We start from the raw sequence: 13,448 nt of genomic DNA, 5'->3' as shown, positions 1-13,448 counted from the left end.
GGCAACTATTCGTATTTTCGGTCAGCGTTCTGGATTTCTGTCAACTGTCGCAGTCGTTGCGGCCCTGATGTCGGCCGGCGCATCCGCCCAAGCTTTGCGAAACTCCAGTGGGCCAGCGGAATTTCCGCCATCCTCGTTCACCGCAAATCAGTATGTAGACAGCCGAGGCTGCGTTTTTGTACGGGCCGGAATCGGCGGTACGGTCAATTGGGTGCCAAGGGTCAACCGTAGTCGCGATCAGCTTTGTGGTTTCCAGCCGACGCAGGTTGCTGGCTCAACCACAATTTCGCCAACAGCCAACGTTCCTAACCCGCTGGACACGCTTGTCGCTGGCCTGACGGCCCGCCCAGCTGCAAGACCTGCGCCAGCTGCAGCACCTGCGCCCGTTATTGCAGCCGCACCTGTGCCGCGGGTGATTTTGCCAACGTCCACTGCAGGCGCAATCAATCCGCTTACAGGTCAACGTGTTGGAACACCTGCCGTGCCGCGCCCAGTTGTTGCGGCCACGCCATCACCGCGCATCATCACAACGCAAACCGCCCAGCCGCGGGTTTTGACACGTTCGCAGGCTTGTGCGGGTTTGACGGGTGTCCAGCCGAACCTCATTGGCCAACGCACCGGCCAGCCGATCAATTGCGGTGGCACCGCTGCCCCACAGGTCGTGGCCGTAACTCCCTCGACTGTTCAAGCCCCGAGCGCGCTACCGCGCATGTCGCGCACGCAAGCCTGCGCTGATATCGACGCCACTGGCCGCAGTTATGTCAGCGCCACGACGGGCCTGCCAATCCGGTGTGGACCACAGACCCAGCGCATCACACCGCGCACTGGTCCGTTTGCAGGACTTCAGGCCGATCTGTCGCGGCCGCAGCGCCCCTATTCCAACCCGCTCGACGCGGCTCCGGGTTCTATGGCGCTGAATCCGGGCACAAACATCCGTCTGGCAACACTCTGCGGTGTTGGAGGTTTGACCAACACCAGCGGTTTGAGTATTCGGTGCGGCCCGCAGGCGCAATCGCCGTCAGGTTTGACGTCCCGCTTGGCGGTGCCCGCCGGTCCAACCTCAAACGGCCTGGTGACGCGCGCTCGCACCTCCCCGGCAGGGCAGGGTTTCTTGGGTGACTTACTCAACCAGAATCCACCGCCTTATTCCAATCCGGCGGCTGGGTATGCTTTGCCAGCGCCAACCGTTCCAGCGGGCTATACCCGCGTATGGGATGATGGTCGGCTGAACACGCAACGCGGCATTCGCGTTGGCCCGCAAACCCAAAGCCCGTCAGGTTTGACCAACACGATCCGTTACGCAGCAACCCCGCGCACCACGCCGGCGGTTGAACAGCCCCGCGTGTCGACACGCACCGCACCGCAAGACCAACCGAGTGAGCAGATCAGCGGCCATCGTTACGTACAAGTCGGCACCTATGGCCGCCGCGATCAGGCGCAGTCCATCGCGCAATCGCTGCGTACACGCGGCCTACCGATGCGGGTCGGTGTCTTTAATCAGAACGGAACTGAAATGCGCATAGTGCTGGCCGGACCGTTCAGCAGCGACGCGCAATTGCAAAGTGCATTGGGCACCACCCGTGGCGCAGGTTATTCAGGTGCGTTCACCCGTCGATAGGGCCTGAAACAACAAACAGTTCTCCCGGGGAGGGACCCTGCTCAGGCGCGGGGTCTTTCGTCGTTTGGCGTGGTCTGGGTGGGTTTAGGTACAGATCCCTTGCAGGCTGATCCAATCCGCATCGCTTAAAATTTCGCGAATTGGTCTACCTTGCATCGGATCAGCCTCGATGAGGCTAAGGGTTGTCTCACCCGTAATATCAACCGCGTAGGCGTAGGGCGTGCTGGGCAGTTGCGCGTTGGCAAACATGTCGAGCAAAGTCGCATCATCCGCACGCTGGGGTGGGTTGGCGAACAGCGTTTCGGCATAGGTGCGCAATGTTTCGGGCGCTATCTCGCCTTGGGTCAGCAATGTAAATGTCGTGCCAATGCCGGAGTCTTTCAGCAAAGCCGCAAGGGGATCCTCCAGGCGCAATTGCGCGGCGGCAGCAATGATATGTCCGCCCACGGCAGCTGGATCTTCGGTGTCTTCAATCAGATCGCGGTTCATCACGATTAAACCACCGGGCAGGTAGATCGCCGTGTCGGGGCCTGATGGCACCACGAAAACCTGCCCTCCCGCGTCAGGGCCAAGGGCGCGGGCATGCAAGTCTGCTAAGGCCTGCGTTCCCAACTGACTACGGCAGGTCTGGCCGGTAACACGTTGTATGTGGCCGAGCAGCGTTGCTCCGATTTCTGCCCGTTTAACGCCGGGCACGACGCTTTGCGCCTCGCGGATGAGCGCGTCTGGCAACCAGAACACCGCCAACCCAACAATTGCCGCGGTCGTGGTCAGCAACCCGAGATTGCGCAATCGCCCTGGCCTGTAGCGGCGGCGGTTGACGGTCTTTCGGATCTTTTCCATCGCGTCGATCATCAAGTCATCGCTGATTTCCAAAGTCTCGGTGCCATCAGACGCGGGGGTGAACAGCGCGGGACGTTCGCCGACGTTCATCCGTTCAACGGCCGGAAGTGACCAGTGGGCCAAGGGCCGTTCGGCATTGTCCGAGATAACCAAAGTGGCATTTCCAAGCGACACCGTGACTTCACGACGCTGATCATTCGGTGCTGCGCGCCAAAGGCCACCGCTTTCTAGGCGGGCGAATTCTGTAAGTGCTGTCATGTTTGGGCCTGCTTTGCCTCTTTTGCTTGGACCTAACTTAGCAAAATTTTACAGCAATGACAGTCACTGTCTGTAGCCACAAAAAAGGCCCCCCGCCGCAATGGGCAGGGGGCCTTTAAACTGCTGTGACACGACAGTTACATCATCGCGGCGCGTTCAGAGCGCAGGCCTTGGAAGATGGCAAAACACATCACCAACAAGACGACCGTAAAGAACAGCCCTGTTGAAATCACCATCGCCTGCAGACTTTCAAGGCCGGCGGTTCCCGCGGCCCCCAAAAGAAGCACACCCGCAACCGCACCTTCAAAAATGCACCAGAAGATACGCTGGGACACAGGGGCGTCGACCTTGCCGCCTGCCGTGATCGTGTCGATCACCAACGATCCGGAATCCGATGACGTCACGAAGAACACGATGACCAGCACAACAGCCAGAACCGATGAGATGGAAGAGAACGGCAGTTCACCCAACATTGCAAAGAGCGAGATTTCAGGCTTGTAGGCGGCTACGACGTTTTGGAACACGCCGCTTTCAGTGCCACCTGCGATGACTTGGCTGATGGCAGTGCCACCAAATGTTGCCATCCAAAACACGCAGACAAGGCTTGGGATCAACAAGACGCAGGTGATGAATTCCCGAACCGTCCGGCCACGGCTAACACGGGCGATAAACATGCCCACGAAAGGTGACCAGCTGATCCACCATGCCCAATAGAACGTCGTCCAGCCGTGCAAGAAGCCCGTGTCGACACGGCCCACAGGGTTGCTGAGCGGCACAATTTCTTGTGCGTAGGCGAACAGACCGCCAAAGAAGTCGGTGAAGATCGCCAGCGTTGGCCCTGCAATCAGCACGAACACCAGCAGTATACCCGCCAGTCCCATGTTAATCTCGGACAGCACTTTGACGCCACCGTCCAAGCCACGCATGACCGACACCAAGGCAATTGCCGTGATGAACGCGATGATCAGAACCAACAAAACGGAACTATCCGCACTGGAATCCACGTTGCCCCAAAGAAAGCCCATGAAGTTACGGGTCCCTTCTGCGGCATCACCTGATCCAAACACCTCCGTTAGACCTGATGCCACTTGCGTCGCACCAAAGCCCAGCGATGTGGCCAGACCGAACAATGTCGCGAATGCCGCAGTACAGTCGATCGCGTGGCCCCACGGACCCCAAATGCGTTCACCCAAGATTGGGTAGAATGCGGACCGCAATGTTAGTGGTAAGCCCTTATTGTAGCTGAACAGCGCCAGCGCCAAAGCAACGATGGCATAGATTGCCCATGGGTGAAGGCCCCAGTGGAAAATCGTCGAGGCCATGGCCATGCGCCGTGCTGCGTCGACTTGCGCCGCACTTTGTACGACACCGTCCACGATGCCCAATTCACCACCAAGCGGTTGATCGCCCCATGGCGTCGCAAAGTAATAGACGGGTTCAAGAACACCAAAGAACATCAGGCCGATGCCCATGCCTGCCGCGAACAACATCGCAAACCATGCGAGGTAACTGTAATCTGGTACAGCGTCCGTGCCGCCCAGTCTGACCTTGCCCCACGGGGTCACGATCAACAGCAATGCAAAAATCACAAACAGGTTGGCCGACATCAAGAAGAACCAGTCAAAGGTGCTTTTGATGTAGTTGCGAACGGTCAGAAAAACGTCTTTTGACTCAGTCGGAAAAAGCAGCGCAATCGCCACAAATAACAGGATCAATCCCGCCGAAATCATGAAAACCGGATTGTGAATGTCCAGTTTGACGCCTGCAATTGTCGTTTCATAGTTATCTTGTCCGACCTCGTAATCGGTATCGATTATGTCAGATCGCCCTTCGGGTTCTGGAATGCCCGGATTTGTTGTTTCATCAGTCATATTTTTTGTCCCTCATTGCTCGGTGATATCGCGCTGCTTGGTTTCGGCAGCACGTGTCAGTCGCGCACAATCATGACAGAACACTTTGCCTGTCGTGCTATTTTGCCGCCGTTTGATGGCTAGAGATGATCCGCCAGCCCTGGAATATGGCTTTGCATGACGATCAGGTCGGCCTCAATTGTTGCAGCGGCCTTGAGAAGGGTGGGGTCAAGGTCAACGCTTGGATCATGGCTGACTGCCGAATGCGCAGCAGTTTTGACGTTGTGCGCGTCTGCTTGGCTCTTGGCGAATTCACCCAACTTGGCTTGATAGTCTTCAGGTGAATTGGCAACGGACCCTGGCGCAGAACTTGTGACTCCGACGTAAGTAACCTTCGCCCCGTAGTGCTTGGCGAGATCCGCCGCTGTTTCCAGCGCCCGACAGAGTGTTTTTGTATGTCCCAAATCGACGGGAACCATAATATTATTATACATTTGCCCTCCTTTTCACACACATAGGTTTCCGGCTTTTCCGCGTGGTTATCCATGCAGCCCAAAAAATTCTATGTGCGCATTTGCGCTTAGCGTCCCGGCAGGAAACCTAAGCGGATTCACAATACCTAACGCGGTTTGCGAGTATTCTGCAAGTTTTGTGGACTCTGCGCCTGGAGTGAGGGATCACAGGTGGTTGCAAATCAGCCGTCATTTGTCGGGTGGCTGTCGCGCCTTATCGGAACGTCTTGCGCAACTCGAATTTCTGGATTTTTCCTGTCGATGTTTTGGGCAGTTCGCCAAACACGATCCTTTTGGGGCACTTAAATCCGGCGAGACGTTGTTTGGTGAACGAGATCAACGCCTCCGCGCTAGCCTCGTGGCCAACTTTCAACTCAACAAAGGCACAGGGCACTTCGCCCCATTTGTCATCCGGCATCGCAACGACAGCACAGAGCATGACATCGGGATGGCCCATCAATGCATTTTCAACTTCAACGGAGGATATATTCTCCCCGCCGGAAATGATGATGTCCTTGGCGCGGTCGGCAATCTGCATCGATCCGTCAGGGTGTTGCACGGCCAAATCTTCAGAATGGAAATAGCCGCCTTTGAATGCCTTTGCCGTGGCGTCCGGATTTTTCAGATAACCCTTCATCACCGAATTGCCCCTGATCACGATCTCACCTTGGGTTTTTCCGTCCATCGCGACCTGTTCCATCGCATCCGACATCACGGTAATGTCTTCCATCTGCGGGAACGCAACGCCTTGGCGGGCCCTGATTGCGGATTGCTTGTCGAGGGGCAGCGTGTCCCAATTGTCATTCCACAAGCATTCTGTGACGTGGCCGTAGGTTTCGGTCAGCCCGTAAACCTGCTGCACGTTGAACCCCAAATCCCCAATCGCCGCCAGTGTGGCTGGGGCAGGGGGCGCGCCGGCGGTAAACACTTCGACAGTATGATCGAAATCGCGGCGGTCTTCGGATTTTGCGTTTACCAATAGGTTCAGCACAATCGGTGCGCCGCCAAAATGAGTGACACCTTCATCTGCTATGGCTGCGTAAATCGCCGCCGCTGATACGTCGCGACAACACACAACCGTGCCACCCAGCATCGGCATCATCCATGTGTGGTTCCATCCGTTGCAGTGAAACAACGGCACGATGGTCAAAAAGATCGGATGCAGCGTCATGCGCCACGTGACGGGCGTGCCCATGGTCATCAGATAGGCACCACGGTGATGATAGACGACGCCCTTGGGCTGCCCTGTGGTGCCTGACGTGTAATTAAGTGCAAGGCTCTCCCATTCGTCTTCGGGCAAAACCCATGCAAAGTTTGGATCACCTGCGGCGAGAAATGTTTCATAATCGATCTGCTTACCGATCTCGGGCACGCCTGCGATCGGGTCGGGGACTTCAACAACCAGCGGTGCCGCGCCCTCCATTGCTTCAATTGCTTGCATACAGACCGGCAGGAACTGGCTGTCTACCAGCACGACTTTTGCTTCACCGTGATCGAAAATATAGGCAATTGTATCCACGTCCAGCCGGATATTGATTGTGTTCAACACAGCCCCCGCCGCAGGCACGCCAAAATGTGCTTCGGCTTGGGCGGGGATGTTGGGCAGCAGTGTCGAGACAACATCGCCCGCAACAACGCCCGCTATCTGCAACGCGCTCGCCAGTTGGGACACGCGAGCATGATAATCGCGATAGGTCAGGCGCGTATCGCCGTAGACCAGTGCCTCACGGTCGGGAAAAACCTTGGCCGCGCGTGCCAAATGGCTCAACGGGGTGAGTGGTACGTAGTTCGCAGGTGTCTTATCCAGCCCAGTCTCATCCCTCATCCAGCCCATGCGCATTTCCTCCCAGAATGTTGCATCCCCAAAGTGCCGCAGATTTCGCAGATGTCAAACGCCGATCTCTCAGCGCACGTGGCTTTTTGCCCACGCGTCGCTTTTGGGCTGGCGCAGGCACCTTGCGGTCGTGACAGTGCCCCAAAGGAAACCCGTCAATGCAAGCTACAAACCCTAAGTTGTCAATGATTTGCACCCTTTGTGGTATGTTCGTGCTTGGCGTGACTGACAATCTGATCCCGCTGATCTCGGAAAACTCAAGCCTGTGGCTGTTTCAGGCGGCGCGGTCCGCAGCGACCTTGCCGTTGTTGGCACTTCTCGCGCTGTTTGGCTTAGGCACCTTGCGCGCAAACCGACCTTTGCACGTATTGGCCCGCAATTTCTTTACGGGCACGGCGCTGTTGATTTACTTTGGGTGCCTTGCCTTCCTGCCTATAGGCGTCGTTGCCGCCGGATTGTTCACCGCTCCTATTTTCGTTTTGATCCTGTCGGTCTTGTTTCGGGGTCAATCGGTTGGGTTCTGGCGCTGGGCAGCGGTGGCTGTGGGGTTCGGTGGCGCGGTTCTGGTGGTGTGGCCGCAGGACGGCAGTATCACAGTGCTGGCCTTTGTGCCGATCATCGCGGGCCTGTTTTATGCAGTCGGCGCAATCGGCACCCGCGCGTGGTGCGAAGGCGAAAGCGTGCTGGTGATGACGCTGGCATATTTTGCCATCCTTGGCGTTTACGGTTTGGTGGGTGTTGCCGCGCTGACCATCTGGCCCATGGATGCGCCACCCGGTGTTGACGGCTGGCTGCAGCGCGGCCTCGTGCCGATGACGACCACGATGTTCTGGGTTACGATCGGCCAAGCCGTCGGCAGTATTACCGGCGTTGGCCTGCTGACACGCGGCTATCAATTGGGTGAGGCATCCTATGTTGCGATCAACGAATATTCTCTCATCGTGTTCGCCGCGATCTTTGGCTGGATCATTTGGGACCAAACCTTGGGCGTATTGGCGCTGGTCGGGATTGCCTGCATTATCACATCGGGCTCTATCATCGCGCTGCGATCAAAGTGAGGAAGATATGATCATTTCACGTGGGCGCGGCTACATCTTCGTGCATATCCCTAAAACTGGCGGGACGGCGATGGCGCTGGCGCTGGAAGACCGCGCCAAGGCAGACGTCATCATGATTGGCGACACGCCCAAGGCGCTGAAGCGACGCGGCAAGGTCAAGGGGGTTAAGACAGCAGGGCGGCTGTGGAAACATTCAACACTGGCCGACGTCGAAGGCCTGATCACCCGCGCAGAGATGTCTGACCTGTTCACCTTCACTCTGTTGCGCAATCCGTGGGACCGAATGGTGAGCTATTATCATTGGCTGAAGACGCAGACTTTTGATCATCCGGCGGTCACGTTGGCGCATTCCAAAGGCTTTTCCGGGTTCTTGAACGCGCCGCTGACAAAAGACACGTTTCGCGCCAACCCTTATGCACGCTACATGACCGATGGGGTGGGCGTCACGCATGCGGACCTCTATATCCGTCTTGAATATCTGGCCGATGATCTCGCGCCGCTCGCGACCCACCTCGGGTTTCTGCCTGTCTTGCCGATTGCCAACCAAAGTCAACGCCCCCGCGATTGGCGTGGCTTTTATACCGATTTTGACACCGAACATACCAAATTTTATCACCGACTTCACGTCGTCTGGACAACAAAATACCGATACAAAGTTATGCGCGGTGAAATGCGTGAGCGTATCCGTGAAATCATTATCCAAACATGCCAAGAACTTGGCGTGCATATTGAGACGGGCGTATTGTCGACCGATCACGTCCACATGTTCATATCGGTCCCGCCTCAGATAGCTTTGTCAAAGGTGATGATGCGGATCAAGGGACGCTCGTCTTATAAGATACAGCGCGAGTTTCCCGAACTGCGCAAACGGTACTGGGGCCAGCGGTTTTGGGCTCGCGGATTTTTCTCAACAACCAGCGGCAATGTCACTGACGCTGTCATACTTCAGTATCTTGAATTACATTCAAAAAGGGAACCTACCGGCGTCAGCCGGTAGTCGTTCAGTGATGTTCGAAGACGAGGACCACCGCGCGTCGTCCGTAGCAACACAAACCTATCCAGTCACGGCCGAGCCGCACCCGCGCAAAGTTGCAGACGGGGCTGAACCTCGCTTGTGATCGTTTGGGTCTGGGCATTCCCAAAAAACAAACCTGGACGGGCCCCGTCCTTGGCTACAAGGGCGGAGCGATTTTATTTAGGGGTGCGCGCCGGATGCGATCTTGTCGGCAAACTCGTGGTTCTTGTCGCGGTGACCCGCTTCATCCTCGCGGATGACAAGGACCACGTCACGCAGCCGCGCATTGGCAGACAGCTTCCAATAATCAATCGCAATTTGCGGTGCGGCGATATTTTCGATCAGGCCCGCGTCGATCTGTTCAAGATATTGAGTGTAGCTGACGACCGCTTCTTCTTCGAGGTATCCGACAACACGATGCGCAACGCGCGGCGCAAGCAGGTACAAAAAGAAGTAGAAGTTGTAGAAAATCAGCTGGGTCGCCGCGACCAGAAAGCGTTCAAATTTGGAAGGCTGCGCGATTTCGATGAACGTCATCAGGTGCATGCGTTCATTGTCTGCCTCCTCGATCAACTCCCTGATCCAGCCTTGATCGTCACGGATATGGCGCAGCGCCTTAAGGTGTTGCAACAGCCCGCCCACCATTCCTGGAACCGCGGCAACGGTTTCCAGAACCACGGCACGGTGGCTATAGCGACCGGCAAAGAATTTGTCTGCAAAGACCCGCAAAAACTTCACTAGCCGCAATGCAAAGCGGTCGCGAAAATCTTGGGGCACGTGGTGATGCATGTTCTCAGAAGCCAGTTCAGCCTCATAATCAGCATCTTTCTTCATTGTCTGTCTCCTATGTTACAAGACGTAGGTAGGGATTATTTGTAGAAGTTCAGCGCCGGCCACCTGCGACACTTTCCCGACGTCAACATCATTTTTTGGACGTCAAAACGGGCGCGTAAACGAGAATGGCCGCGCCCGTAAAGGCGCGGCCATTCTTTAATTTAGGCAGGTGTGCTTTCAATTAAACAGGTGTGGCTTATGCGGCTTTGCTGTCCACACCGGAACCGAAACGTCCGTAGAACGACTGGCCCTTGTCGGCCATGTCACGCAACAGGGCGGGGCAGGCAAAGCGTTCGCCGTGGATTGCCGTCAACTCGTCACAGCGTTCGGCGGCGTAGGGCGCACCAAGGATATCAAGCCATGAGAACGGACCACCTGACCAAGGCGCAAAGCCCCAGCCAAGGATCGCGCCGACATCGCCTTCGCGAATGTCCATCAGCACGCCTTCATCCAGCGCGCGCACGGCCTCAAGCACTTGGCTGAACAACAAACGGTGCTGCACGTCGACCAGATCGGGTTGTTCGTCGGCGGGCGCATAGCGTTCCGTTAAACCCGACCATAAGTAATGACGCTTTCCCTTTTCGTCATAGTCGTAAAAGCCTGCTTTCGTCTTGCGACCAAGGCGGCCTTCGTCGGCCATCCAGAAAATCAGCTCATCGGCTGTGTCGTCATAGGCATCGCCCATCGCGGCCTTCGTTGCCTTGGCGATCTTGACACCAAGGTCGATGCTGGTTTCGTCCGTCAATTGCAACGGACCAAGCGGCATGCCGACCAGTTTGGCGGCATTTTCGATCAACGCAGGCGCGACACCTTCTTGCAGCATACGCACGCCTTCATTGACGTAGGGCAGGATGCAGCGGTTGGCATAAAAGAAGCGTTCATCGTTCACGACAATCGGCGTTTTGCGAATTTGGCGCACGAAATCCAGCGATTTAGCGACAGCGATATCACCGGTTTCCTTGCCGCGAATAATTTCCACCAGCGCCATTTTGTCGACGGGGCTGAAGAAATGGATGCCAATAAACTGATCTGGGCGCACGGATGCTTTTGCCAGTTCGGTGATCGGCAGCGTCGATGTATTGGTCGCAAAGATGCAGTCGTCGCCGACGATGGCTTCGACCTTTTTGGTTATCTCGGCCTTGACGCCGACGTCCTCGAACACGGCTTCAACGATCAGATCGCAGCCCTTAAGCGCGTTCAGATCGGTGGTGGCCGTGATCATGCTCAGCACCTTGTCCTTCTTTTCAGCCGTGGCTTTCTTGCGCGCAATCCCTTTGTCCATATAGTCAGCGGTGTAGGATTTGCCCTTGTCAGCTGCAGCCTGTTCACGGTCGATCAACACGACCTCAATCCCTGCGAGCGCGGACACCAGCGAAATACCGGCGCCCATCATGCCCGCGCCAAGGACGCCGACCTTTTTGACGGTTTGGTCTGCTACAGCGGGACGGTTCGCGCCCTTGTCCAAGGCTTCTTTGTTGATGAACAAGGATCGGATCATCGCCTCGGATGATGGGTTCATCAAGACGTTGGTGAACCAGCGTGCTTCAATTCTAAGGGCCGTATCGAACGGCACCATCGCGCCCTCATAAACCGCAGACAACAACGCCTTGGCTGCTGGATATACGCCTTGGGTCTTGCCGTTGACCATCGCGGACGCACCCACAAAGGTCATGAAACCCGCTGGGTGATAGGGTTCACCTCCGGGCATTTTGTAGCCCTTTTCGTCCCATGGCTTGACTATCTTCGGCTCTGACAGAACCCATGCTTTGGCTACCGCCAGCAGTTCATCAGATGCGACGACTTCATCGACGACACCGGCCTGCATCGCCTTTTTGGGGTCGTTCATTTTGCCTTCCAGCAACAGTGGGCTCGCCATCATCGCACCCATCTTGCGCACGAGGCGGGTCGTACCACCCATGCCCGGAAAAATACCGACCATGATTTCAGGCAGGCCGATCTTGGCCTTTGGATTGTCGGCCACAAAAATGCGGTGACACGCCAGTGGAATTTCCAGTCCAATGCCAAGCGCGGTGCCGGGCAAGGCGGCTGCAATCGGTTTGCCGCCTTTGTTGGTTTTTGGGTCCATGCCTGCGCGTTCGATTTTACGCAGGATAGAGTGTGATTTCATCAAGCCGTCCATCAGGCCCTTTGCCGGATTGTCGCCCGCAGAGGCCTTCATCTTGGCAATGATGTTCAAGTCCATCCCGCCAGCAAAGCTGTCCTTCTTGCCGGATGTGATGATGACGCCCTTTACGGTATCATCTGCCAGCGCCTTGTCCACACAGGCATCCAGATCGTCCCAGCCCTGAAGCGACAAGACGTTCATGGATTTACCAATCACGTCCCATGTGATGATCGCAACGCCATCGGCATCGGTTTTCATTGTAAAATCAGTCATATCTGATGCTCCTTAGACGCGTTCGATGATGGTCGCCGCACCCATACCGGATGCGATGCACAAGGTCGCGAGACCCACTTCTTTGTCGGACCGCTCAAGCTCGTCCAGCAGGGTGCCGATGATGATGGCGCCAGTTGCGCCCAGCGGGTGCCCCATGGCGATGGAGCCACCGTTGACGTTGACCTTTGAATGATCGACGTCAAACGCTTGCATAAAGCGCAGAACGACCGAACTGAACGCTTCGTTCACTTCAAACAGGTCGATGTCTTTGATATCCATGCCCGCGTTTGCAAGGATTTTGTGCGTTACAGGAACGGGTCCTGTCAACATGATCGTCGGGTCGGTCCCGATTTTCGCTGTCTGACGAATGCGCGCGCGTGGCGTCAGACCATGTTTGATCCCGTATTCTTTTGACCCGATCAAAACGCCAGCAGCACCGTCTACGATACCCGAACTGTTGCCAGCTGTATGAATGTGGTTGATCCGCTCAAGGTGGGGATATTTCATCAGCGCGACCTTGTCGAAACCGGGCATGACTTCGCCCATCGCTTGGAAAGCAGCGTTCAGCGCGCCTAAAGATTGCATGTCTGTCTGCGGGCGCATGTATTCGTCTGTGTCCAGAATGGTCAAACCGTTCTGATCCAACACCGGCACGATGGATTTGCTGAAATGGCCCGCGTCCCATGCGGCTTTGGCACGGCGCTGCGATTCAACGGCCAGCGCATCGGCGTCATCGCGCGAGAACCCGTATTCAGTGGCAATGATGTCCGCCGAGATGCCTTGGGGTACGAAATAAGTATCCATCGCAATCGACGGATCAACAGCAATTGCCGCGCCGTCGCTGCCCATGGGCACACGGCCCATCATTTCAACACCGCCAGCGATGTAGGCCTCGCCTGCGCCACCTTTGATCTGGTTTGCAGCAAGGTTCACGGCCTCCATGCCGGACGCGCAAAAGCGGTTGATCGCAAGGCCGGGGATGGATTGATCCAAATTCGACGCCAGCACCGCAGTGCGGGCCAAACAGCCGCCCTGTTCCTTGACTTGGGTGACGTTGCCCCAAATCACATCCTCGACGGTATGGCCTTCGAGGTTATTGCGATCCTTTAGGGCGTTCAGAATGCCCGCGGACAGGCGCGAAGCTGTGACTTCGTGAAGCGCCCCGTCGTGTCGACCCTTGCCACGCGGCGTGCGGATCGCGTCGTAGATAAATGCGTCAGTCATGGTG

Annotated in this window: 10 protein-coding genes and 1 pseudogene; 4 read left to right on the top strand and 7 right to left on the bottom strand. The window is 56.5% G+C overall.

Annotation, left to right across the window (positions count from 1 at the left end):
* Positions 1-67 precede the first annotated feature (67 nt).
* On the top strand, positions 68-1,618 hold the full coding sequence (locus OA238_RS18220) for an SPOR domain-containing protein (protein WP_015496312.1): 1,551 nt from the start codon (positions 68-70) through the stop codon (positions 1,616-1,618).
* Between the two features lie 84 nt (positions 1,619-1,702).
* On the opposite strand, the gene OA238_RS18215 is transcribed toward OA238_RS18220, so the two are convergent.
* From OA238_RS18215 to OA238_RS18200, 4 genes are all read right to left on the bottom strand, one after another.
* Complete coding sequence (locus OA238_RS18215) at positions 1,703-2,719, bottom strand: hypothetical protein (RefSeq protein ID WP_015496311.1); 1,017 nt, start codon at positions 2,717-2,719, stop codon at positions 1,703-1,705.
* Positions 2,720-2,856: 137 nt separating this feature from the next.
* Positions 2,857-4,590 carry a BCCT family transporter gene (locus OA238_RS18210; RefSeq protein WP_015496310.1) on the bottom strand — a complete coding sequence of 578 codons (1,734 nt, stop codon included), beginning with the start codon at positions 4,588-4,590 and terminating at the stop codon, positions 2,857-2,859.
* Between the two features lie 119 nt (positions 4,591-4,709).
* Complete coding sequence (locus OA238_RS18205; RefSeq protein ID WP_015496309.1) at positions 4,710-5,063, bottom strand: universal stress protein; 354 nt, start codon at positions 5,061-5,063, stop codon at positions 4,710-4,712.
* 232 nt (positions 5,064-5,295) lie between these two features.
* Entirely contained in the window at positions 5,296-6,915 is a 1,620-nt protein-coding gene (locus tag OA238_RS18200) for an AMP-binding protein (protein ID WP_015496308.1), read from the bottom strand.
* Positions 6,916-7,073: 158 nt separating this feature from the next.
* Here OA238_RS18200 and OA238_RS18195 point away from each other — a divergent pair, with 158 nt between their 5' ends.
* From OA238_RS18195 to tnpA, 3 genes and pseudogenes are all read left to right on the top strand, one after another.
* Positions 7,074-7,973 carry a DMT family transporter gene (locus OA238_RS18195; RefSeq protein ID WP_015496307.1) on the top strand — a complete coding sequence of 300 codons (900 nt, stop codon included), beginning with the start codon at positions 7,074-7,076 and terminating at the stop codon, positions 7,971-7,973.
* 7 nt (positions 7,974-7,980) lie between these two features.
* Positions 7,981-8,265: pseudogene (locus OA238_RS34755) on the top strand (sulfotransferase family 2 domain-containing protein); the annotation flags it as partial.
* A 243-nt stretch (positions 8,266-8,508) separates the two neighbouring features.
* Positions 8,509-8,970: an IS200/IS605 family transposase gene (tnpA, locus tag OA238_RS34040; protein ID WP_245581549.1), complete on the top strand. Its 462-nt coding sequence runs from the start codon at positions 8,509-8,511 to the stop codon at positions 8,968-8,970.
* 198 nt (positions 8,971-9,168) lie between these two features.
* On the opposite strand, the gene OA238_RS18185 is transcribed toward tnpA, so the two are convergent.
* From OA238_RS18185 to OA238_RS18175, 3 genes are all read right to left on the bottom strand, one after another.
* Entirely contained in the window at positions 9,169-9,822 is a 654-nt protein-coding gene (locus tag OA238_RS18185) for an alternative oxidase (protein WP_015496305.1), read from the bottom strand.
* A gap of 196 nt (positions 9,823-10,018) precedes the next feature.
* Complete coding sequence (locus OA238_RS18180; protein WP_015496304.1) at positions 10,019-12,220, bottom strand: 3-hydroxyacyl-CoA dehydrogenase NAD-binding domain-containing protein; 2,202 nt, start codon at positions 12,218-12,220, stop codon at positions 10,019-10,021.
* Between the two features lie 12 nt (positions 12,221-12,232).
* Positions 12,233-13,444: an acetyl-CoA C-acetyltransferase gene (locus tag OA238_RS18175; RefSeq protein ID WP_015496303.1), complete on the bottom strand. Its 1,212-nt coding sequence runs from the start codon at positions 13,442-13,444 to the stop codon at positions 12,233-12,235.
* Between the last annotated feature and the right edge of the window lie 4 nt (positions 13,445-13,448).

The sequence above is a fragment of the Octadecabacter arcticus 238 genome, assembly GCF_000155735.2.
Taxonomy (GTDB): domain Bacteria; phylum Pseudomonadota; class Alphaproteobacteria; order Rhodobacterales; family Rhodobacteraceae; genus Octadecabacter; species Octadecabacter arcticus.
The sequence above is the reverse complement of the archived record's forward strand: the minus strand, read 5'-3'. Positions and strand labels throughout refer to the sequence as shown.